Below are 22750 nucleotides of genomic sequence, written 5' to 3' on the forward strand. Positions count from 1 at the left end.
CAAACGTGGTGGTTGTGCGGCTCGGTTGAGCGGCGTTGTTCTTCTCATGGATTGATCCCGCCCCGGCGCGTGAAAATATGTAAAAAGCACCATAGCATCAATGTTTTGCACTGACAAGCTGAGGTGGCGCCGAGGCTTTAGTCGAGGTGACGATGCTCTGTGTTGGGGTATTGATATGTTGCCAATTGCCAACGCGGCGTAACGGACTGTGTCAGCGTGCTGGGCGCAAAAAAGCGCGCGCAATTGGGGTTTGCGCGCGCTTTTGGGCAGGGTGTATCAGGCGTTCAGCAAAATGCGCAGCATGCGGCGCAGCGGCTCGGCGGCACCCCACAGCAACTGGTCGCCGATGGTGAAGGCGCCCACATACTCGGGGCCCATGGCCAGCTTGCGGATGCGGCCCACCGGGATGGTCATGGTGCCGGTCACGGCCACGGGGGTCAGGTCCTGGATGGTGGCTTCGCGGGTGTTAGGCACCACTTTCACCCACTCGTTGTCGGCGGCGATCATGGCTTCGAGGTCGGCCACGGGCACATCCTTCTTGAGCTTGAAGGTCAGGGCCTGGCTGTGGCAGCGCATGGCACCCACGCGCACGCAGAAGCCATCAACCGGGATGGCGGCAGAGCTGAATCCCTCGCCCAGGCCCAGAATCTTGTTGGTCTCGGCCATGCCCTTCCACTCTTCCTTGGACATGCCGTTACCCAGGTCCTTGTCGATCCAGGGGATCAGCGAGCCGCCCAGGGGCACGCCGAAGTTGGCGGTTTCAGTGGCCGACAGGCTGCGCTGCTTGGCGATGACCTTGCGGTCGATCTCCAGGATGGCGCTCTTGGGGTCGTCGAGCAGGGATTTCACTTCGGCATTCAGCGTGCCGTATTGGGTGAGCAATTCGCGCATGTGCTGCGCGCCGCCGCCCGATGCCGCCTGGTAGGTCTGGGTGCTCATCCACTCGACCAGCCCGGCCTTGTACAGTGCGCCCACGCCCATCAGCATGCAGCTCACAGTGCAGTTGCCGCCCACCCAGTTCTTGCCGCCGTTGGTCAGCGCGTCCTTGATGACGGGCATGTTGACGGGGTCCAGGATGATCACGGCGTCTTTTTCCATGCGCAGGGTGGACGCAGCGTCGATCCAGTGGCCGTTCCAGCCCGCAGCGCGCAGCTTGGGAAAGACTTGCGTGGTGTAGTCGCCGCCTTGCGCGGTGATGATGATGTCGCAGCGCTTGAGGGCGTCGATGTTGAATGCGTCTTGCAGGGTGGTTTCGTTCTTGGCCTGTGCGGGGGCTTTGCCGCCTGCATTGGACGTCGAGAAGAACAATGGCTCGATCAGGTCGAAGTCTTTCTCTTCGACCATGCGGTCCATCAACACCGAGCCGACCATGCCGCGCCAGCCGACCAAACCTACCAACTTGCTCATTTCAACGCCCCTTTCAGATTAAGAAACAGTGCCAGACCAGACTGTTTGCCCCGGCTCGTCTGGCCAGGGAGGGCGCACGACGGTACCGGAGCTGGATCAGCCCTTAATGGTCGTGGTTTTGGTGGTGATTGCGCGCACAGCCACGCCTGCCAGGGCGGCAGTAGCGGTGTTCAGGGCGAACGGGCGGGCGGCAAACATGGGGGATGATTGTACCGGATGGCTGCATGGTGCCAACTTCAGGGGGAATGGTCGCGAGCGTCGTGAAAGCAAAAGGGCGGCACATGGCCGCCCTGGTGGAATGCAGTGAAGGATTACCCCAGCGCCTTCACCACCGCATCCCCCATCTGCGCCGTGCCCACCTTGGTGGTGCCTTCGCTCCAGATATCGCCCGTGCGCAGGCCTTGGGCCAGCACCTTTTGCACAGCGGCTTCGATGCGCTGGGCGGCGGCTTCCTGGTTCAGGCTGAAGCGCAGCATCATCGCGGCGCTGAGGATGGTGGCCAGCGGGTTGGCAATGCCCTTGCCGGCGATGTCCGGCGCGCTGCCGTGGCTGGGTTCGTACAGGCCCTGGTTGCTGCTGTTCAGGCTGGCCGAGGGCAGCATGCCGATCGAGCCGGTGAGCATGGAGGCTTCGTCCGAGAGGATGTCGCCAAACATATTGCCGGTGACCACCACGTCAAACGCCTTGGGCGCCTTCACCAGCTGCATGGCGGCGTTGTCCACGTACATGTGCTGCAGTTCCACATCGGGGTACTGCTGGCCCACTTCGGTCACCACGTCCTTCCAGAACTGGAAGGTTTCGAGCACGTTGGCCTTGTCCACGCTGGTGACCTTCTTGCTGCGCTTGCGGGCAGCCTGGAAGGCGACGTGGGCGATGCGTTCGATCTCGGGGCGGCTGTAGCGCATGGTGTCAAACGCTTCTTCGGTGCCGGGGAAGTGGCCGTCGGTGGCCACGCGGCGGCCACGCGGTTGTCCGAAGTAGATGTCGCCCGTCAGCTCGCGGATGATGAGGATGTCGAGGCCCGCAATCAGCTCGGGCTTGAGGCTGGATGCGCCCACCAGCTGCTCGTAGCAGATGGCGGGGCGGAAGTTGGCGAACAGGCCCAGGTTCTTGCGCAGGCCCAGGATGGCTTGCTCGGGGCGCAGCGGCCGGTCGAGCTTGTCGTATTTCCAGTCGCCCACGGCGCCGAACAGGATGGCGTCGGCTTCCTTGGCGAGTTGGAGGGTCGATTCGGGCAGCGGGTGGCCGTGGGCGTCATACGCTGCGCCGCCGACCAGGGCCGATTCCATCTCGAACTTCAGGTCGAGCGCCTGGAGCACCTTGACGGCCTCGGCGACGATTTCGGTGCCAATGCCGTCACCCGGCAGAACTGCGATTTTCATTGAATTGCGCTTTACTTTTGATAGCTACTAGCGCTTGTCTGGTAAGCGCTAGAGGCTGTTTTTGCTTGAAAATTGAATCAGGAGACCATCGAGTGCGCCAGCCACGGCTTGGTGGCCAGCCGCTGGGCTTCAAAGGCCTTGATCTTGTCGGACTGGCGCAGGGTCAGGCCGATGTCGTCAAAACCGTTGAGAAGGCAGTATTTGCGGAAGGCTTGCACCTCGAACGGAATCTCCTGTCCTTGCGGGCGCACGATGACCTGCCGTTCCAGGTCGATGGTGAGCTGGTAGCCGGGGAAGGCCAGCACTTCGTCAAACAGCTGGGCCACCGTGGCCTCGGGCAGCACGATGGGCAGCAGGCCGTTCTTGAAGCAGTTGTTGAAGAAGATGTCGGCAAAGCTGGGCGCGATGACGGCGCGAAAGCCGTACTGGTCCAGCGCCCAGGGCGCATGTTCGCGACTCGACCCGCAGCCGAAGTTCTTGCGCGCCAGCAGGATGGAAGCGCCTGCGTAGCGCGGCTGGTTCAGCACGAAGTCGGGGTTGGGTTGGCGGCTGGCCGGGTCTTGCCCCGGTTCGCCGTGGTCCAGGTAGCGCCATTCGTCAAACAGGTTCACGCCAAAGCCGGTCTTCTTGATCGACTTCAGGAACTGCTTGGGGATGATGGCGTCGGTATCGACGTTCTCGCGGTCCATGGGGGCCACAAGGCCCTGGAGCAAAGTGAATTTCTGCATGGTGTTCTTTGTTACTTGGCAGCGCGTTCGATGGCGCTGCCCGCGCGTTCGATGTCCTGGCCCACGCCCTTGACGGTGTTGCAGCCGGCGAGCACGAAGGCCAGGGACAGGGCGATGAGGGTGGCGGTCTTTTTCACGGCGGTCTCCTTCAGGCAAATTGGCGAATGTCTACAAAATGGCCGTGCACGGCAGCGGCGGCGGCCATGGCGGGGCTGACCAGGTGGGTGCGGCCACCGGCGCCCTGGCGGCCTTCAAAGTTGCGGTTGCTGGTGCTGGCGCAGCGCTCGCCCGGCTCCAGGCGGTCGGCGTTCATGGCCAGGCACATGCTGCAGCCGGGTTCGCGCCATTCAAAGCCTGCGGCCACAAAAATCTTGTCCAGGCCTTCGCGCTCGGCCTGTTCCTTGACGAGGCCCGAGCCGGGCACCACCATTGCCAGCTTCACGTTGCTGGCCACCTTGCGGCCCAGGCTCTTCACCACGGCGGCGGCTTCGCGCATGTCTTCGATGCGGCTGTTGGTGCAGCTGCCGATGAACACCTTGTCGATGGTGATGTCGTTGATCGCCTTGCCGGGTTGCAGGCCCATGTAGGTCAAGGCGCGCTCGATGGCGCCGCGCTTGTTGGCGTCTTTTTCCTTGTCCGGGTCGGGCACGCGGGCGTCAATGCCCAGCACCATTTCGGGCGAAGTGCCCCAAGTGACTTGCGGCTGGATGTCGGCAGCGTCGAGCTTTACCACCGTGTCGAACTTCGCGTCGGCGTCGGAATGCAGCGTCTTCCAGTACGCCACGGCCTGGTCCCATTCGACACCCGTGGGTGAAAGGGGGCGGCCCTTGACGTATTCAATGGTCTTGTCGTCCACGGCCACCAGGCCCGCGCGCGCGCCGCCTTCGATGGCCATGTTGCACACGGTCATGCGGCCTTCCATGCTCATGGCGCGGAACACCGAGCCGGCGAACTCGATGGTGTAGCCCGTGCCGCCGGCCGTGCCGATCTTGCCGATGATGGCCAGCACCACGTCCTTGGGGGTCACGCCTTTGGCCAGCGTGCCGTCCACCTGCACCAGCATGTTCTTGGCCTTTTTGGCCAGCAGGGTCTGCGTAGCCATCACATGCTCGACCTCGGAGGTGCCGATGCCATGGGCCAGCGCGCCAAACGCACCGTGCGTGCTGGTGTGGCTGTCGCCGCAGACCACCGTCATGCCGGGCAGGGTGGCGCCGTTTTCGGGGCCAATCACATGCACGATGCCCTGGCGCTTGTGCATGAACGGGAAGAACGCGGCGGGCGTGATCTGCGCCATGTTGTCGTTCAGCGTGGTGATCTGTTCCTTGCTGATCGGGTCGGTGATGCCGTCGTAGCCGTTTTCCCAGCCGGTGGTGGGCGTGTTGTGGTCGGCCGTGGCCACGATGGAACTCATGCGCCAGACCTTGCGGCCCGCCTCGCGCAGGCCTTCAAAGGCCTGGGGGCTGGTCACTTCGTGCACCAGATGGCGGTCGATGTAGAGGATGGACGTGCCATCTTCTTCGGTGTGGACGACGTGTTCGTCCCAGATCTTGTCGTACAGGGTGCGTCCCATGGCGGTCTCTTTTCGTGGGTGGGGGTAAGTTGGATTTTAGGTCGGCGTGAAAGTGCCGGGCGACGGGCGAACCAGGTGTTCCACCAGCAGCCGCGCGGTGACGGGCAGGGCATCGAAGTCGCGGGCCACCACGCGCAACTCGCGCTGGGCCCAGGGGTCGGTCAGGGGCACCGCCTGCAGCCGGCCCACGCCGTGCATGAGGGCAAAGGCCCGGTCGGGCAGCAGGCCCACGCCCAGGCCGTTGTCGATCATGCGGCACATGGCATCCAGCCCCGTGACCTGAATGCGCTGGCGCAGTGGGCGCCCAGCGGCAGCGGCGGCGGCGCGCATGGCCAGGCTGATGCTGCTGTTGGCGTGCAGGCCGACAATGTCCCAGTCCAGCACTTCTTCAAAATGAATAGCAGCTTGCGCAGACAGGGCGTGCGCTGCGGGCACAACCAGCACTAAGCGATCGGTGCGATAGGGGCGGCTTTGCAGGTCGGCGGCGGCGGGCCCGCCGGTGTTGCAGATGCCCAGATCGGCCGCGCCTTCCTGCACGGCGTGCAGCACATCGCTGGAGAGGTGTTCCTGCAGGTCGATCTTGACCTGGCTGTGCGCGCGCGCAAAAGCGCCCAGGTCTTCGGGCAGAAACTGCACGATGGCCGAGATGTTGGCGTGCATGCGCACATGGCCGCGCACCCCTTCGGCGTATTCGCTCAGTTCGCCCTGCATGCGCTCCAGGCCAAACAGCACCGTGCGCGCATGGTGCAACAGGCTTTCGCCCGCCGGCGTGAGGGTGACGCCCCGGCTGTGGCGGTAGAGCAGGGCGGTGTCCACGGCGGTTTCCAGGTCGGACAGGCGCTTGCTGACGGCCGATGCCGCAATGAACTCGCGCTCCGCCGCGCGGCCGATGCTGCCGAGCTCGCACACCGCGACAAAGAGTTGCAGCGAGGTCAGGTCAATGCGGCGCGCAAAACTGCGCTCGGAGCTTTTCATGGGGATGAATCTTCTCGGTTGGAGAAGGCTTTGTATTTTCCCGCATGTTTTATTTGTCTGCCATCGCTAAACGCGATGGTTTTCATCTTGTCACGATGCTGCCACAGTGCGCCCCTTGGTGATGTGGCGCTTTCAGGCGGTCAGGGTGCTGCCATGCTCGGGCACTGCGGCGCGCCAGCGCAGTTCATGCTCGATGCGCTGGCGCAGCATGTCGGCCGCGCCCATCTCGCCGTGCACCACATAAACCCGGTCGGGCGCATGGCCCATGCTGCGCAGCCAGGCCAGGGTCTGGTTGGCGTCGGCGTGGGCCGAGGCGGCGGTGAGCTGCACCACTTCGGCACGGACCTCAATGTCCTGCCCGTGGATGCGGGTGGTCTTTTCGCCGCTGGCGATGCGCGCGCCGCGCGTGCCTGGCGCCTGGTGGCCGGTGATGATGACCATGTTGCGGTGGTCGCCCGCATACAGCGCCAGGTGGTGCAGCACGCGCCCGCCCGTGGCCATGCCGCTGGCCGAAAGAATCACCATGGGGCCGTGGCGGCGCGCCAGGGCCTTCGATTCTTCGGTGGTCTGCACCATGGTGGCGCCGTGCGAGAGGGCGTCTGCCTCGTGCGCCGTCAGCCGGTGCTCGCCCGCGTGGTGCGCGAACAATCCTGTGGTGCTGACGGCCATGGGGCTGTCCAGAAACACCGGCAGTGAACGCGGAACCACGCCCTGCTTCTTGAGCAGGTTGATCGCATGCAGCACCGCCTGCGCGCGGCCCACGGCAAACACCGGCACCACGGCCACGCCGCCGCGCTGGGACAGGCGTTGCAGGGCGGGGGCCAGTTCCTGCAAGATGTCTGTTTGCGGGTGCTGGCGGTCGCCGTAGGTGGACTCGACCAGCACCGTGTCGGCCTGGGGTGGTGCCTCGGGCGGGTTCATGACCAGGTCGTCGGGGCGGCCCAGGTCGCCCGAGAACAGGATGCGCCGACCGCCCACTTCCAGCAGCACGCTGGCCGCGCCCAGGATATGCCCGGCCGGCGTGAAGCTCACGCGCCAGCCAGCAATGGGCTCAAACGCCTTGTGGTAGGCATGGATGCGGAACTGCTTCATGCAATGCTGCGCATCCAGCCGGGTGTACAGCGGCAGCGCCGGTGCGTACTGCGAGAGCTGGTGGCGGTTCAAAAAGGCGGCGTCTTCTTCCTGTAGGTGGCCGCTGTCGGGCAGCAGGATGGCGCACAGGTCGCGCGTGCCGGTGGTTGCGTGAATGGGCTTGATGTAGCCGTCGCGTGCCAGCAGGGGCAGGTAGCCGCTGTGGTCCAGGTGCGCATGGGTCAGCACCACGGCGTCGATCTGGTGGGGCGTGAGGGGCAGGGGCTGCCAGTTGCGCAGGCGCAGCTGCTTGTAGCCCTGGAACAGGCCGCAATCGACCAGCATGCTGTGGCCGTTGTGGCGCACCAGGTATTTGGAGCCGGTGACGGTGCCCGCACCGCCCAGAAAAGTGATGGTGACGTCCATAGCGATTCTCCCTGCGTGCAATGGCTGCCATCGTAGCGGCCTGCGCCGTCCTTCGGCTCACGGCGGAGCGGGGCGTCATGTGGTTCAGGTCAAGCTGCGTTGGCAAAGACTGCAGGAAAGCGGGAAAGGGGCTCGCGGGGGGTAAGAAAAAAGGCTGCCCGGCGTGGTGCGGGGCAGCCTGGTGCGAAACGCGAAACGCGAAACGCGAAACGCGAAACGCGAAACGCGAAACGCGGGGCGCGGGGCGCGGGGCGCGGGGCGCCTTGCGCGGCGCCCGGTGATCAACTGAAGAAGTTCTTCAGCCGGTCGGTCCAGCTGTCACCGCTGGGCGAGTGGCGACCGCCGCCCTTCTTGAGCGATTCTTCCAGCTCGCGCAGCAGCTTGCGCTGGTGTTCGGTGAGCTTGACGGGCGTTTCCACCGCGATGTGGCAATACAGGTCGCCGGGGTAGCTGGCGCGCACGCCCTTGATGCCCTTGCCGCGCAGGCGAAACTGCTTGCCGGCCTGCGTGCCTTCGGGAATGTCGATGGCCGCCTTGCCGGCCAGCGTGGGCACCTCGATCTCGCCACCCAGGGCGGCGGTGATGAAGCTCACCGGCACCTGGCAGTGCAGGTCATCGCCATCGCGCTCGAAGATGTCGTGCTTCTTCAGGCGGATCTCGATGTACAGGTCGCCCGGCGGGCCGCCGTTGGTACCGGGCTCGCCATTGCCGGTGCTGCGGATGCGCATGCCGTCGTCGATGCCGGCCGGAATCTTCACTTCCAGCGTCTTTTGCTTCTTGAGCTTGCCCTGGCCGTGGCAGGTGGTGCAGGGCTCGGGAATGATCTTGCCGGTGCCGCGGCAGTGCGGGCAGGTTTGCTGCACGCTGAAAAAGCCCTGGCGCATCTGCACCGTGCCGCTGCCCGTGCAGGTGGAGCAGGTCTTGGCGCTGGTGCCGGGCTTGGCGCCGCTGCCGTGGCAGGTGTCGCAGCTTTCCCACGACGGAATGCGGATCTGCGCATCCTTGCCGCGCGCGGCTTCCTCCAGGGTGATTTCCATGGCGTAGCTGAGGTCGCTGCCGCGGTACACCTGCCGGCCCCCCGCGCCGCGCCGTCCACCCTGCTGGCCGAACATGTCACCAAAGATGTCGCCAAAGGCCTCGGCAAAGCCGCCAAAGCCTTCGGCACCGGGCCCGCCGGGGCCGCGCATGTTCGGGTCCACGCCGGCGTGGCCGTACTGGTCGTAGGCCGCGCGCTTTTGGGCGTCCGACAGCATCTCGTAGGCCTCTTTGGCCTCTTTGAACTTTTCTTCGGCGCCCTTGGCGGTGTCCCCCTGGTTGCGGTCAGGGTGGTGCTTCATCGCCAGCTTGCGATAGGCCTTCTTGATGTCTTCTTCCGAGGCGTTTTTGGGAACACCCAGGATTTCGTAATAGTCTCTTTTCGACATGGTCTTTCTGCGCCCGGTTGGAACAGGAACGCCGCGCCGGCCTTGGAACCTCGGTTGAAAGGTCCTTCGGGCCCCGCGCGGCGGCTGGGGTCAATGGGGGCTTGTTCAGCCCTTCTTGACTTCCTTCACTTCAGCATCGACCACGTTGTCGTCGTCCGCGGGCTTGGCCGAAGAAGCCGATGCACTGGCCGCGTCCGCGCCACCGGCTGCCTGGGCCGCCTGCGCCGCCTGGGATTCGGCATACATCTTCTCGCCCAGCTTCTGGCTGGCGGTCATCAGTGCCGTGGTCTTGGCATCGATGGCGTCCTTGTCTTCACCCTTGAGGACTTCCTCCAGCGCCTTGACGGCAGCAGTGATGGCGTCCTTTTCGCCCGCATCGAGCTTGTCGCCATGCTCGGCCAGGCTCTTGTTCACGCTGTGCACGGCGGCTTCGCCCTGGTTGCGGGCCTGGATCAGTTCGAGCTTTTTCTTGTCGTCGGCAGCGTTCAGCTCGGCGTCCTTCACCATCTGCTGGATTTCTTCTTCCGACAGGCCCGAGTTGGCCTTGATGGTGATCTTGTTTTCCTTGCCCGTGCCCTTGTCCTTGGCGCCCACATGCAGGATGCCGTTGGCGTCGATGTCGAACGACACTTCGATCTGCGGCGTGCCGCGCGATGCGGGTGGAATGCCTTCCAGGTTGAACTCGCCCAGCAGCTTGTTGCCCGAAGCCATCTCGCGCTCGCCCTGGAAGACCTTGATGGTCACGGCCGGCTGGTTGTCGTCGGCCGTCGAGAAGGTCTGCGCGAACTTCGTCGGGATGGTCGTGTTCTTGGTGATCATCTTGGTCATCACGCCGCCCAGGGTCTCAATGCCCAGCGACAGCGGCGTCACGTCCAGCAGCAGCACGTCCTTGCGGTCGCCCGACAGCACCTGGCCCTGGATGGCCGCGCCCACGGCCACGGCTTCGTCGGGGTTCACGTCCTTGCGGGGTTCCTTGCCGAAGAATTCCTTGACCTTGTCTTGCACCTTGGGCATGCGGGTCATGCCGCCGACCAGGATCACGTCGTTGATGTCGGACACGCTGATGCCGGCGTCCTTGATGGCCGTGCGGCAGGGGGCGATGGTGCGCTCGATGAGCTCTTCCACCAGGGCTTCGAGCTTGGAGCGCGAGAGCTTGATGTTCAGGTGCTTGGGGCCCGAGGCGTCGGCCGTGATGTAGGGCAGGTTGATGTCGGTCTGCGCGCTGTTGGACAGCTCGATCTTGGCCTTTTCAGCGGCTTCCTTCAGGCGCTGCAGGGCCAGCACGTCCTTGGACAGATCGACGCCTTGCTCTTTCTTGAACTCGGCAATGATGAAGTCGATGATGCGCTGGTCGAAGTCTTCGCCGCCCAGGAAGGTGTCGCCGTTGGTGGACAGCACTTCAAACTGCTTTTCGCCATCCACGTCGGCGATTTCGATGATGGACACGTCGAACGTGCCGCCACCGAGGTCATACACGGCAATCTTGCGGTCGCCCTTTTCCTGCTTGTCCAGGCCGAAGGCCAGCGCGGCTGCGGTGGGCTCGTTGATGATGCGCTTGACTTCCAGGCCGGCAATGCGGCCGGCGTCCTTGGTGGCCTGGCGCTGGGCGTCGTTGAAGTAGGCGGGCACGGTGATGACGGCCTCGGTGACGGGTTCGCCCAGGTAATCTTCGGCGGTCTTCTTCATCTTGCGCAGAATGTCGGCGCTGACCTGCTGGGCCGAGATCTTGGTGCCGCGCACTTCGACCCAGGCGTCGCCGTTGTCGGCAGCCGTGATCTTGTAGGGCATCAGGTCGATGTCCTTTTGCACTTCTTTTTCGGTGAACTTGCGGCCGATCAGGCGCTTGATCGCGTACAGCGTGTTCTTGGGGTTGGTCACGGCCTGGCGCTTGGCCGAGGCACCGACCAGCACTTCACCATCTTCCTGGTAGGCCACGATCGACGGCGTGGTGCGGGCACCTTCGCTGTTTTCGATCACGCGCGTGGTGTTGCCTTCCATGACGGACACGCAGCTGTTGGTGGTGCCCAGATCGATACCGATGATTTTTCCCATGTTCTTCTCCGCAATGTTGGAATGGTTGGATGACTAGTAACTTGTGGATAACCTGAAGGGGTTCAAGCTGTTCACTGAAATTATTTGGGGGCGGCCACGGTGACCAGGGCGGGGCGCAGCACGCGCTCGGCGATCACGTAGCCTTTTTGCAGCACGGCCACCACGGTGTTTGGCTCTTGCTCGGCAGGCACCACGCTGATGGCCTGGTGCTGGTGCGGGTCGAATTTGTCGCCTGCGGCCGGGTTGATGGCCAGCACCTTGTTGCGCTCCAGGGCCGAGGTCAGCTGGCGCAGCGTGGCGTCGGCGCCCTCGCGCAGCTGCTGCGGGGTGGCTTCCTTGATGGCCAGTGCCGCGTCCAGGCTGTCTGCCACCGGCAGCAGGCTTTCGGCAAAGCTTTCGATGCCGAATTTGCGGGCCTTGGAGACCTCGTCTTCGGCGCGGCGGCGGGCGTTTTCGGCCTCGGCCTTGGCGCGCAGGAACTGGTCGGCCAGTTCTGCGCTTTTGGCCTTGATTTCGGCCAGTTCGCCCTGCAGGCGGGCCATTTCGTCAGAAGCGTTGGCAGCCATGGCGGCTTCGACTTCTTCGGGGGCGGGATTGCTTTGGAGGGGGGATTGCTGGCTGTGATCGGACATGTCGGGATTTTTTGAAACGAACGGATACGCGGAAAGAATGGGGCGGGCGGCCTGTATTTCAAGGTCTGCGGTGGCGCAACGCTGCTTTGGTCGGGCGAAATAACACCGCGGAGATGCATCGGTGAGGGTCTGAGTGTACAAGCGCCAGGATGCAGGCTATAATCGCCGGCTTTGCCTTGCCACACCGCGCAATCCACCAAGGATTGGGACGCAACGGGTGGTCTTACCCAGAAGGAGTATGCATGCGTCATTACGAAATCATTTTGTTGATCCATCCGGATCAAAGCGAACAAGTTCCAGCCATGCTGGAGCGCTACAAGGGCATGATCACCGCTGGCGGTGGCAAGGTGCACCGCGTGGAAGACTGGGGCCGCCGTCAACTGGCGTACCTGATCAACAAGCTGGCCAAGGCCCACTACCTGTGCGTGAACATCGAAGCCGACCAGGCCGTGATGGCTGAACTGGAGCATGCCTTCAAGTTCAACGACGCCGTGCTGCGCCACCTGACGGTCCAGAAGAAGAAGGCCGACACGGGCCCGTCTTCGATGATGAAGACCGTCGAGCGCGAAGAAGCCCGCAAGGTCAGCCAAGCCGAATACGCGGCTGCTGGCGAGCGCGGTGGTGACCGTGGCGAGCGTTCTGGCGATCGCTGATTGACAGTTCCGCCTGAGGAGTGGAAAACCGCGTTGTCTTGACCGCTTGTATCGCCGAGGCCGAGGCCTTGCGCTACACGCCCGCCGGATTGCCTGCCATTGCCTTGCGCCTCGAACACGAGTCAAGCCAGTCAGAAGCAGGTCAGCCCCGGGACGTCAAGGCCGCCATGAAAGCCGTTGCCTTTGGTGCAATGGCCGAGCGTCTGGCAAGGCAGAACATCGGAAGTCTCTGGACTTTCAGTGGGTTTCTGGCCACACCGCGCAACGGCAAGAACGCAGTGCTCCACATCCAGGATATTCAACAAAATTAATTTGCAAGGGGTCCGCAATGGCCACGTTCAAGAAGTTCAACAAAGACAAGCGCCCAAAGCGCAACACCCAGTCCCTGCTGTTCAAGCGCAAGCGCTTTTGCCGCTTCACGGTGACGGGCGTTGAAGAAATCGACTACAAGGATGTCGACACGCTGCGCGATTTCATCGCCGAAAACGGCAAGATCATCCCCGCGCGCCTGACCGGCACGCGCGCCATCTTCCAGCGTCAGCTGAACACCGCCATCAAGCGCGCGCGCTTCCTGGCGCTGGTGCCTTACAGCGACCAGCACAAGATCTAAGGAGCACAACCCATGCAAATCATCCTGCTCGACAAGGTTGTGAACCTCGGCAACCTGGGCGAAATCGTCAAGGTCAAGGACGGCTACGCCCGCAACTTCCTGATTCCTTCGGGCCGCGCCCGCCGCGCCACCGAAGCCAACAAGGCTGAGTTCGAAGCCAAGCGCGTCGAACTCGAAAAGGCCGCTGCTGCCAAGCTGGCAGAAGCCCAGGTCCAAGGCGAGAAGCTGGCCGGCACCACCGTCAAGCTGACGCAAAAGGCTGGCGTGGACGGCCGTCTGTTTGGTTCCGTGACCAACCATGACATCGCCGAAGAGCTGAACAAGCAAGGCTACAAGGTTGCCAAGGCCCAGATCCGCCTGCCCAACGGCCCCATCAAGGTCGTGAGCGACACCTCGGTAAGCGTGGCTCTGCACACCGACGTGGTTGTGGAAGTCAACGTGTCGGTCTACGGCGAAACCGCCTGATCGTCATTCGTGACTAGTCGCAAAAGCCGCCCTCGGGCGGCTTTTGTTTTTGGTGCGCTGCGTCCATACAGGGTCACCCACAGTCTGCCCCCTGGTTGTCCACAGGCTTGTCCCCATCCCGTCAGGCTGCTCTGCGCTAGCATTGAAAGCTTGCCCCAAGGAACCCCATGTCCGCTGTTTTCCCCCCGCTCGAAGACCACGGTTTCGCCCCGTCCATGCCGGACCGCGAGATTGCCCAGCTGCGCGTGCCCCCGCACTCGATCGAGGCGGAGTCGAGCGTGCTCGGCGGGCTGCTGCTCGACAACAACGCATGGGATCGCGTGGGCGATCTGCTCAAGGATGGCGACTTCTATCGCTACGAGCACAAGCTGATCTACGCCGCCATTGGCGGCCTGATCAATGGCAGCAAGCCGGCCGACGTGATCACGGTGTATGAACAGCTGCAGGGGCTGGGCAAGGCCGAGGAAATCGGTGGCCTGGGGTATCTGAACAACCTGGCGCAATATGTGCCCAGCGCCAGCAATATCCGCCGCTACGCCGAAATCGTGCGCGAGCGGGCCATCCTGCGCAAGCTGGTCACGGCCAGCGATGAAATCGCCACCAACGCCTTCAATCCGCAGGGCAAGCCGGTGGACAAGATCCTCGACGAGGCCGAGCAAAAGATCTTCAACATCGGTGAAGAAGGCTCGCGCATGAAGCAGGGCTTTCAGGCCATGGACACCCTGGTGGTGGACCTGCTCGACCGCGTGCAGGAGATGGCCGACAACCCCAACGACATCACCGGCGTGCCCACCGGGTTCATCGACCTGGACCGCATGACTTCCGGCCTGCAGGCTGGCGACATGGTGGTGCTGGCCGCGCGCCCGTCCATGGGCAAGACGGCGTTTGCCGTGAACATTGCCGAGCATGTGGCGCTCAACGAAGGCCTGCCCGTGGCCATTTTCTCGATGGAAATGGGCGCAGCGCAGCTGGCCGTGCGTATCGTGGGCTCGATTGGCCGCATCAACCAGGGCAATCTGCGCACCGGCAAGTTGAGCGATGAGGAATGGCCGCGCCTGACCGAAGCCATCGAAAAGCTGCGCACCGTGTCGCTGCACATCGATGAAACGCCGGGTCTCACGCCATCGGAGCTGCGCGCCAACGCACGGCGCCTGGCGCGCCAGTGCGGCAAGCTGGGCCTGATCGTGGTGGACTATTTGCAGCTGATGAGTGGCTCCAGCGGCTCGCAGGGTGAAAACCGGGCCACCGAGCTGGGCGAAATTTCGCGCGGCCTGAAGATGCTGGCCAAGGAGCTGCAGTGCCCGGTGATTGCGCTGTCGCAGCTCAACCGCTCGGTGGAGCAGCGCACCGACAAGCGCCCCATGATGAGCGATCTGCGCGAATCCGGCGCCATCGAGCAGGATGCCGACATCATCATGTTCATCTACCGCGACGACTATTACAACAAGGACAGCAAGGAGCCGAACGTGGCCGAGGTCATCATCGGCAAACAGCGTAACGGTCCCACCGGCACCGTGAAGCTGTTCTTCCAGAAGTCGCAGACGCGCTTCGAGAGCCTGGCGATGGGCTCGGGCGACGATTTCTAATAAAAATAGCTGCTAGCGCTTTCTAGGTAAGCGCTAGCAGCTATCAAAATTGAAGCGTTTGTGCAGGGGCCGACAGCGCTACTGCCGCAATGCCCACACGACCAGCCCCACGCATCCCGCCCCCAGCACCGCGATGACTGCCGTGAGGCGCTGGTTGCGCAGGCGCAGCACTTCCACCGCCTGCACCACCTGGGCATTCTGTTCGGCCAGGGACTGGATCAGGACGGCGGACTCTTGCTGCTCCTGCTCCAGCCGTGCCACGCGTTCGCGCAATTGCTGCAGCTGCAGTGCGACCGGGGGCGTGGCTGCTGCGTCGCCCGCACCCGCCAGCGTGCCCGCAGCGGCATCTGCCGTGCCCTGGCGCGTGCTGCCCAGCAGCTTTTTGGCCGCCTGCAGAATCTGGGGCGTCGCCTCCAGGACGTCGCCCCAGGGCACCAGCTTGAGGGCTGCAACCCAGCCGAGCGCCATCTTCAGAGTACCTCGCTGGCAAAGTCTGCCAGGCGTGAGCGTTCACCGCGTGCCAGGGTGATGTGGCCGCTGTGCGGCCAGCCCTTGAAGCGGTCCACGGCGTAGGTCAGGCCCGAAGAGCCTTCGGTGAGGTAAGGCGTGTCGATCTGCGCCAGGTTGCCCATGCAGATGATCTTGGTGCCCGGGCCGGCGCGCGTGATGAGCGTCTTCATCTGCTTGGGCGTCAGGTTCTGCGCTTCGTCGATGATCACGTACTTGTTCAGGAAGGTGCGCCCGCGCATGAAGTTCATGCTCTTGATCTTGATGCGGCTGCGGATGAGCTCATTGGTGGCGGCGCGGCCCCATTCGCCCGCGTTGCCGCCGTCGCCCTTGGCCAGAAATTCGAGGTTGTCGTCCAGCGCGCCCATCCACGGGCCCATCTTTTCCTCTTCGGTGCCGGGCAGAAAACCGATGTCCTCGCCCACGCTCACGGTGGCGCGGGTCATGATGATTTCGGTGTAGCGGCGGTCGTCCAGCACCTGCGTGAGGCCGGCGGCCAGCGCCAGCAGGGTCTTGCCGGTGCCGGCCGTGCCGGTCAGCGTGACGAAATCGACCTCCGGGTCCATGAGCAGGTTCATGGCGTAGTTCTGCTCGCGGTTGCGCGTGGTCACGCCCCACACCGCGTGCTTGGCCGAGCCATAGTCCTTGAGCGTTTGCAGCACCGCGGTCTTCTCGCGGATTTCGCTGACCCGGGCAAACAGGCTGGGCTCGCCCGGTGCCTCGAAGTAGACGAACTGGTTGATCAGCAGTTGCGGCACGATGGGGCCGCCGATGCGGTAGTAGGTGTGCGCGCCGCTTTGCCAGCTTTCCACGTTCTTGCCGCTTTTCACCCAGAAATCAGTGGGCAGGGCCAGCACGCCGGAGTAGAGCAGGTCGCCGTCTTCCAGCGTCTTGTCGTTCTGGTAGTCCTCGGCGTTCAGTCCCAGCGCGCGCGCCTTGACGCGCATGTTGATGTCCTTGGACACCAGCACCACCTCGCGCGGCGCATGCAGTTTGCGCAGGGCTTCCACCACGCCCAAGATCTGGTTGTCGGCCTTGCCTTGCGGCAGGCTGGTGGGCAGGCTGTAGTCGAGCGGCACTGTCTGGAAGAACAGGTGGCCGCCGGCGGCGCGCTGGCCAGTGGAGTCGAGCTTGAGGCCGTGTGCGATGTCGGCACCATGGACGCCTGCCAGTGCATCCAGCGTGCGGCTGGTCTGGCGGCCATTGCGCGCCACTTCGGTCATGCCTTTCTTGTGCCCGTCAAGCTCTTCCAGCACGATCATCGGCAGGAAGATGTCATGTTCCTCGAAGCGGAACAGGCTGGTCGGGTCGTGCAGCAGCACGTTGGTGTCCAGCACAAACAGCTTGGTCGGCCCTTGTGGTGCTGATTTTTTGCTGCGCGAAGCAACGGGGGCCGTGGGCACGGTGGCGGCGGTTTTGCTGGAGCCGTTGCTGCGTGTCCGGTTGGTACGGCGCGCGGCCGGTGCGGGGGCGACGGCTGGCTCGGGGGCGGGTGCCGGTGTGCGTGACTTGGTCTCTACCTGGATGAGCGCGGGCGCCGCGGCCAGCTCGACGGCGGCGGCCTGGCTGCGTTCGCTCTTGCGGCCGACGCGGCTGGCCGGTTCTGCCTTGATGGCAACGTCGGGGAGCAGATTTTCCGTATGACGGGGGGGCGCGCTGGCTTCGTAGTCTTCGGGCGCAAGCAGGGCAGCGCGCCGGCTGGGGGCGGGGGGCAGGGGCATGTTGGCAGGGCCTCGGTCAGTGGGTGTTCAGAAAGCAAAAAGCCGCCTGGAGGCCAAGGCGGCTTGGGGGGGAGGAAAAAAGCGTGGCTGTTTTCAGAAGCATTGAACCATTATGCCCATTCACCATGTCGGACCGCGGAAGGTGTCCGCAGTCCGTGTGGGGGAGCCTGCAGCGTAGAGCTTCAGGCGGCCTTTTTCAGGGCCTTGATGGTCTTGACGGCCTTGAGCACTTCTTCCACGTGGCCTGGCACCTTGAGGCCGCGCCATTCATTTTGAAGAATGCCGTCGGGGCCGATCAGGAAGGTGCTGCGCTCGATGCCCTTGACCTTCTTGCCGTACATGATCTTGTTCTTGACCACGCCGAACATGTGGCACATTTTTTCTTCGGTGTCAGCGATGAGCTCGAAGGGCAGCTCCAGCTTTTCCTTGAACTCGTCGTGCGACTTCATGTTGTCGCGCGACACGCCGAAAACGGCAGCGCCCGCTTTCGCGAAGTCCTTGTACTTGTCCCGGAACTGCATGGCTTCCGTGGTGCAGCCAGGTGTGTTGTCCTTGGGATAGAAGTACAGAATCACAATCTGGCCGAGGTGGGAGGTGTTGGAGACCTTGATTCCGCCGGTCGCGTTGGCTTCAAATTCAGGGAGGGGTTTGTTGACAACGATCGCCATAGCACTTCAATCTCTCAGGATGTAGTCGTTGAAAAGCCGGGGGAGCTGGGGTGTTATTGATCTTGGTGGTGCCCCCGACCGCAACCCGTGATTTTACCCTGAAAACGCCCCAGGACCAATCTCCAAGGCCTTCTCTAAGACCCGGGTGATTCCAGGATGAGCGCGGCCACGACATTGCGGCCTTCGCTGGCGAGGATGTTGTAGGTGCGGCAGGCGGCGGGGGTGTCCATGGTTTCCAGGCCCAGGCGCCGGGCCATCAGCGGCTGCAGCCAGGCCGGCGGCGGAAAGCGGTTGCGTAGGCCGCTGCCAAAGACGATCAGTTCCGCTTCCAGCGTGGCCAGCTGGGCGAAATGGTCTGGCGTCAGGTCTTCGAAGCGGGCGCAGGGCCAGACCATGCGCAGGCCGCCCGAGCCCAGGATGATGCTGGTCGTGATCTTTTCCGCATCCACACCGATCCAGCCGGGGCCGTAGGCACGGATGGTCTGCGCGGTGGACGGTTCGGGCTGGAATTTCATGCGAGGGCTGGGTTGGGTTGGCGCGGGCCGCGGGGCGGGGCTTTGCGGGGCGCTGTGGCCTCTGGGGCGCGGTCGATCTGTGGTCAAATTATAGGTTTCGCCAAGGCGCCCCGGGCGCTGGCAGGTCTCTGGCCCCACCGCATTCCACCGTCAGCCCATGAAAACCGTCCACAAATCCGCCAAGCTCGCCAACGTCTGCTACGACATCCGGGGCCCCATCATGGACGCGGCCCGGCAGATGGAGGAAGACGGCCACAAGATCATCAAGCTCAACATCGGCAACCTGGCGGTGTTTGGCTTCGATGCCCCTGAAGAGATCCAGCAGGACATGATCCGCAACCTGCCCAATTCGGCCGGTTATTCGGACAGCAAGGGTATTTTCGCGGCGCGCAAGGCCGTGATGCACGAGACGCAAAAGCAGGGCATCAAGGGCGTCACGCTCGGCGATATCTACCTGGGCAATGGCGCCAGCGAGCTCATCGTGATGGCCACCAATGCGCTGCTCGACACCGGCGACGAGCTGCTGCTGCCCTCGCCCGATTACCCGCTGTGGACGGCGGCGGCCAGCTTGTCGGGCGGCACGCCCGTGCATTACCTGTGCGACGAAGCCAACGGCTGGATGCCGGACCTCGACGACATCCGCTCCAAGGTCACGCCCCAGACCAAGGGCATCGTGGTCATCAACCCCAACAACCCCACCGGCGCCCTGTATTCGGACGAGCTGCTCAAGGGCATCGTCGCCATCGCCCGCGAGCATGGCCTGGTCATTTTTGCTGACGAGGTGTACGACAAGGTGTTGTACGACGGCGCCAAGCACACGGCCATCGGCTCGTTGAGCGAGGACGTGCTCACACTCACCTTCAACTCGCTGTCCAAAAGCTACCGATCCTGCGGCTACCGCGCGGGCTGGCTGGTGGTGTCGGGCGACAAGAAACCCGCCCGCGATTACATCGAGGGCCTGAACATGCTCTCGAACATGCGCCTGTGCGCCAACGTGCCCGGCCAGTGGGCCGTGCAGACGGCGCTGGGCGGCTACCAGAGCATCAATGAGCTGGTGGGCGAGGGCGGGCGCCTGCGCAAGCAGCGCGACCTGGCCTATGAACTCATCACCGCCATTCCCGGCGTGACCTGCGTAAAGCCGCAGGCGGCGCTGTATATGTTTCCGCGCCTTGATCCGGCGATTTATCCGATCAAGGACGACCAGCAGTTCTTTCTGGAGCTGCTGCAGGAGACCAAGGTCATGCTGGTGCAGGGCACGGGTTTCAACTGGCCTGCTCCGGACCATTTCCGCATCGTGTTTTTGCCCCATGAGGCCGACCTGCGCGAGGCCATTGCTCGCGTGGCGCGCTTTCTGGCGCAATACCGCAAGCGGTTCGGCACCGACTGATACTCTTTTTTTGATAGCTGCTAGCGCTTGCTGTATAAGCGCTAGAGCCAATTTTGACTGATAAAACTCTCATGAAACCCATCCAAGTAGGCCTGCTGGGCATTGGCACCGTCGGCAGCGGCGTCTTCAACGTGCTGCAACGCAACCAGGAAGAAATCCGCCGCCGGGCGGGCCGTGGCATCGAGATCGCCATGGTGGCCGACCTCGACGTGGAGCGCGCCAAAAAGGTGGTGGGCGACGGCGTGCACGTGGTGAGCGACGCGCGCGCCATCATCGCCAACCCCGAGATCGACATCGTCATCGAGCTGATCGGCGGCTACGGCATTGCCAAGGCGCTGGTGCTCGAAGCCATTGCGGCCGGCAAGCATGTGGTCACGGCCAACAAGGCGCTGCTGGCCGTGCATGGCACCGAAATTTTTGCCGCCGCGTCGGCCAAGGGCGTGATGGTGGCGTTTGAAGCCGCCGTGGCTGGCGGCATCCCCATCATCAAGGCGCTGCGCGAAGGGCTGACTGCCAACCGCATCCAGTGGCTGGCCGGCATCATCAACGGCACAACCAACTTCATCCTGAGCGAGATGCGCGACAAGGGCCTGGACTTTGCCGTGGTGCTGAAAGAAGCGCAGCGCCTGGGCTACGCCGAGGCCGACCCCACCTTCGACATCGAAGGCGTGGACGCCGCGCACAAGGTCACGCTGATGAGCGCGATCGCCTTTGGCATCCCGGTGCAGTTCGACAAGGCCTATGTCGAAGGCATCACCCAGCTCAGCGCCACCGACATCAAATACGCCGAGCAACTGGGCTACCGCATCAAGCTGCTGGGCATCACCAAGCGCGTGGAAAGAACCGATGCCGCCGGCAAAGCCGTTGGTGGCATCGAGCTGCGCGTGCACCCCAGCCTGGTGCCGTCCAAGCGCCTGATCGCCAATGTGGAAGGCGCCATGAATGCCGTGGTGGTGCAGGGCGACGCCGTGGGCGCCACGCTGTACTACGGCAAGGGTGCGGGCTCCGAGCCCACCGCCAGCGCCGTGATTGCCGACCTGGTGGACATCACGCGCCTGCACACGGTGGACCCGCTCAACCGCGTGCCACACCTGGCCTTCCAGCCGCACACGCTGGACCAGGCCATGAACGAGCTGCCCGTGCTGCCCATGAGCGAAGTGGTCACCAGCTACTACCTGCGCCTGCGCGTGGCCGACCAGGCCGGTGTGTTGGCCAAGGTGACTGGCATCCTGGCCGGTGCCGGCATCAGCATCGACGCCGTGCTGCAGCGCGAGGCCGACGAAGTGGGCGGCGAGGGCTCCACGCAGACCGACCTCATCATCCTCACGCACGACACGCGCGAAGGCACCATGAACGACGCCATCGCCCAGATGCAGGCCCTGCCCACGGTGCTGGCCCCCATCACACGCATCCGCAAGGAAGAGCTGAACTGAGCGCCGCAAGCACAACGAGCACAACGAGCACAACGAACGCCATGCTGTACCTCTCCACACGCGGCCACCCCGACCGCAAGCATTTCTGCGACATCCTGCTCGAAGGCCTGGCGCCCGATGGTGGCCTGTACCTGCCCGAGCATTACCCGCAGGTGGACGACGCCATGCTCACGCGCCTGCGCAAGGCCTACCACGAGCAGGGCTACGCTGAGCTGGCGTTCCAGATCCTGTCGCTCTACATCGACGACATCCCCGCCGCCGACCTGAAAGCCCTGTGCGCCAAAACGTACACCGCTGAAGTGTTTGGCACCGGCGAGATCGTGCCGCTGCGACACCTCGAAGACGGCCTGTGGCTCGAAGCCCTGTCCAACGGCCCCACGCTGGCTTTCAAGGACATGGCCATGCAGTTGCTGGGCAACCTGTTCGAGTACGAATTGAAGCGCCGTGGCGAGCAGCTCAACATCCTGGGCGCCACCAGCGGCGACACCGGCAGCGCCGCCGAATACGCCATGCGCGGAAAAGAGGGCGTGCGCGTCTTCATGACCAGCCCGCACGGCCGCATGAGCGCCTTTCAGCAGGCGCAGATGTTCAGCCTGCAGGACGAGAACATCCACAACATCGCCATCGAAGGCGTGTTTGACGACTGCCAGGACATCGTCAAGGCCGTCAGCAACGACCTGGCCTTCAAGCGCCAATACAAGATTGGCACCGTCAACTCCATCAATTGGGCGCGCCTGTTGGCGCAGGTGGTGTACTACTTCGCGGGCTATCTGCAAGCTACGGAAACCAACGACCAGAAGGTCAGCTTCACCGTGCCCAGCGGCAACTTTGGCAACATCTGCGCCGGCCATGTGGCGCGCAGCATGGGCCTGCCCATCGACAAGCTGGTGGTGGCCACCAACGAAAACGACGTGCTCGACGAGTTCTTTCGCACCGGCGTCTACCGCGTGCGCAGCAGCGCCGACACGCACGAAACATCGAGCCCCTCGATGGACATCAGCAAGGCCAGCAACTTCGAGCGCTTCATTTTTGACCTGCTCGGGCGCAATGGCCAGCGCACCAAGGCCTTGTTCAGCGCCGCGTTGCAAACCTATGGCCGGTTCGATCTGAGCGCCGACCCGCTGTTTGCCGAAGCGGCGGCCAAATACGGCTTTGAAAGCGGCAAGAGCACGCACGCCGATCGCCTGGCCACCATCCGCGACACCTACAGCCGCTTTGGCGTGACCATCGACACCCACACCGCCGATGGCGTGAAGGTGGCGCGTGAGCACCGGGGCAACCCGGCGGTGCCGATGATCGTGCTGGAAACGGCCCTGCCCATCAAGTTTGCCGAGACCATCCAGGAGGCCCTGGGCCATGCGCCCGAGCGGCCCGAAAAGTTTGCCGGCATCGAGGCGTTGCCCAAGCGCGTGCAGGTCATGCCGGCCGATGTGCTGCTGGTCAAGGCGTATATCGAACGGCATTGCCAGTGAGCGGCGGGCAAGCGTGCAGCGGCCACCATGGATTTGAATGAAAAATGCCCCTAGCGCTTGTCTGTA

22 protein-coding genes are annotated in these 22750 nt (G+C 63.7%); 8 read left to right on the top strand and 14 right to left on the bottom strand.

What is annotated here, in order from left to right; all coding sequences use genetic code 11:
- Positions 1-276: 276 nt before the first annotated feature.
- The 10 genes from asd to grpE all read right to left on the bottom strand — a co-directional run bounded on the left by asd (position 277) and on the right by grpE (position 11667).
- Complete coding sequence (gene asd, locus CCX87_RS05335; protein WP_087744384.1) at positions 277-1407, bottom strand: aspartate-semialdehyde dehydrogenase; 1131 nt, start codon at positions 1405-1407, stop codon at positions 277-279.
- Between the two features lie 311 nt (positions 1408-1718).
- Positions 1719-2789 carry a 3-isopropylmalate dehydrogenase gene (gene leuB / locus CCX87_RS05340; RefSeq protein ID WP_087744386.1) on the bottom strand — a complete coding sequence of 357 codons (1071 nt, stop codon included), beginning with the start codon at positions 2787-2789 and terminating at the stop codon, positions 1719-1721.
- Positions 2790-2866: 77 nt separating this feature from the next.
- Entirely contained in the window at positions 2867-3517 is a 651-nt protein-coding gene (leuD, locus tag CCX87_RS05345; RefSeq protein WP_087744387.1) for a 3-isopropylmalate dehydratase small subunit, read from the bottom strand.
- A gap of 11 nt (positions 3518-3528) precedes the next feature.
- Positions 3529-3654, bottom strand: coding sequence for an entericidin A/B family lipoprotein (locus tag CCX87_RS05350; RefSeq protein ID WP_087744389.1), 126 nt, complete (start codon positions 3652-3654; stop codon positions 3529-3531).
- 11 nt (positions 3655-3665) lie between these two features.
- Positions 3666-5087 carry a 3-isopropylmalate dehydratase large subunit gene (gene leuC / locus CCX87_RS05355; RefSeq protein WP_087744391.1) on the bottom strand — a complete coding sequence of 474 codons (1422 nt, stop codon included), beginning with the start codon at positions 5085-5087 and terminating at the stop codon, positions 3666-3668.
- A 36-nt stretch (positions 5088-5123) separates the two neighbouring features.
- Positions 5124-6062: a LysR family transcriptional regulator gene (locus CCX87_RS05360; RefSeq protein WP_087744393.1), complete on the bottom strand. Its 939-nt coding sequence runs from the start codon at positions 6060-6062 to the stop codon at positions 5124-5126.
- Between the two features lie 132 nt (positions 6063-6194).
- On the bottom strand, positions 6195-7559 hold the full coding sequence (locus tag CCX87_RS05365; RefSeq protein WP_087744395.1) for an MBL fold metallo-hydrolase: 1365 nt from the start codon (positions 7557-7559) through the stop codon (positions 6195-6197).
- A gap of 281 nt (positions 7560-7840) precedes the next feature.
- Positions 7841-8983, bottom strand: a complete 1143-nt coding sequence (gene dnaJ, locus CCX87_RS05370; protein ID WP_087744396.1) for a molecular chaperone DnaJ — start codon at positions 8981-8983, stop codon at positions 7841-7843.
- 105 nt (positions 8984-9088) lie between these two features.
- Complete coding sequence (gene dnaK, locus CCX87_RS05375; protein WP_087744398.1) at positions 9089-11035, bottom strand: molecular chaperone DnaK; 1947 nt, start codon at positions 11033-11035, stop codon at positions 9089-9091.
- Between the two features lie 80 nt (positions 11036-11115).
- Positions 11116-11667 (bottom strand): nucleotide exchange factor GrpE, encoded by a 552-nt coding sequence (gene grpE, locus CCX87_RS05380; RefSeq protein ID WP_087744400.1) that lies wholly within the window; start codon positions 11665-11667, stop codon positions 11116-11118.
- A 242-nt stretch (positions 11668-11909) separates the two neighbouring features.
- On the opposite strand from grpE, the gene rpsF reads away from it, so the two are divergent.
- The 5 genes from rpsF (at position 11910) to dnaB (ending at position 14981) form a co-directional block, all read left to right on the top strand.
- Positions 11910-12320: a 30S ribosomal protein S6 gene (rpsF, locus tag CCX87_RS05385; protein ID WP_086927867.1), complete on the top strand. Its 411-nt coding sequence runs from the start codon at positions 11910-11912 to the stop codon at positions 12318-12320.
- 20 nt (positions 12321-12340) lie between these two features.
- Positions 12341-12631 carry a primosomal replication protein N gene (gene priB, locus CCX87_RS05390; protein ID WP_087744402.1) on the top strand — a complete coding sequence of 97 codons (291 nt, stop codon included), beginning with the start codon at positions 12341-12343 and terminating at the stop codon, positions 12629-12631.
- Positions 12632-12648: 17 nt separating this feature from the next.
- A complete protein-coding gene (gene rpsR, locus CCX87_RS05395; protein ID WP_005795932.1) occupies positions 12649-12930 on the top strand; it encodes a 30S ribosomal protein S18 in 282 nt (93 codons plus the stop codon).
- Positions 12931-12942: 12 nt separating this feature from the next.
- Complete coding sequence (gene rplI / locus CCX87_RS05400; protein ID WP_087744403.1) at positions 12943-13395, top strand: 50S ribosomal protein L9; 453 nt, start codon at positions 12943-12945, stop codon at positions 13393-13395.
- A 167-nt stretch (positions 13396-13562) separates the two neighbouring features.
- Complete coding sequence (dnaB, locus tag CCX87_RS05405; RefSeq protein WP_087744406.1) at positions 13563-14981, top strand: replicative DNA helicase; 1419 nt, start codon at positions 13563-13565, stop codon at positions 14979-14981.
- 78 nt (positions 14982-15059) lie between these two features.
- On the opposite strand, the gene CCX87_RS05410 is transcribed toward dnaB, so the two are convergent.
- The 4 genes from CCX87_RS05410 to CCX87_RS05425 all read right to left on the bottom strand — a co-directional run bounded on the left by CCX87_RS05410 (position 15060) and on the right by CCX87_RS05425 (position 18392).
- On the bottom strand, positions 15060-15449 hold the full coding sequence (locus CCX87_RS05410; protein ID WP_087744408.1) for a hypothetical protein: 390 nt from the start codon (positions 15447-15449) through the stop codon (positions 15060-15062).
- Between the two features lie 2 nt (positions 15450-15451).
- Complete coding sequence (locus CCX87_RS05415) at positions 15452-17209, bottom strand: PhoH family protein (RefSeq protein WP_087744411.1); 1758 nt, start codon at positions 17207-17209, stop codon at positions 15452-15454.
- Positions 17210-17391: 182 nt separating this feature from the next.
- On the bottom strand, positions 17392-17877 hold the full coding sequence (locus tag CCX87_RS05420) for a peroxiredoxin (protein ID WP_087744413.1): 486 nt from the start codon (positions 17875-17877) through the stop codon (positions 17392-17394).
- 134 nt (positions 17878-18011) lie between these two features.
- Entirely contained in the window at positions 18012-18392 is a 381-nt protein-coding gene (locus CCX87_RS05425; RefSeq protein ID WP_087744415.1) for an Mth938-like domain-containing protein, read from the bottom strand.
- A 157-nt stretch (positions 18393-18549) separates the two neighbouring features.
- On the opposite strand from CCX87_RS05425, the gene CCX87_RS05430 reads away from it, so the two are divergent.
- The 3 genes from CCX87_RS05430 (at position 18550) to thrC (ending at position 22684) form a co-directional block, all read left to right on the top strand.
- Positions 18550-19779 carry a pyridoxal phosphate-dependent aminotransferase gene (locus tag CCX87_RS05430; RefSeq protein WP_087744417.1) on the top strand — a complete coding sequence of 410 codons (1230 nt, stop codon included), beginning with the start codon at positions 18550-18552 and terminating at the stop codon, positions 19777-19779.
- A 71-nt stretch (positions 19780-19850) separates the two neighbouring features.
- On the top strand, positions 19851-21212 hold the full coding sequence (locus CCX87_RS05435) for a homoserine dehydrogenase (RefSeq protein WP_087744418.1): 1362 nt from the start codon (positions 19851-19853) through the stop codon (positions 21210-21212).
- Between the two features lie 41 nt (positions 21213-21253).
- Positions 21254-22684, top strand: coding sequence for a threonine synthase (thrC, locus tag CCX87_RS05440; RefSeq protein WP_087744420.1), 1431 nt, complete (start codon positions 21254-21256; stop codon positions 22682-22684).
- Positions 22685-22750: the final 66 nt, after the last annotated feature.

The organism is Acidovorax sp. T1 (assembly GCF_002176815.1).
GTDB lineage: Bacteria > Pseudomonadota > Gammaproteobacteria > Burkholderiales > Burkholderiaceae_C > Acidovorax.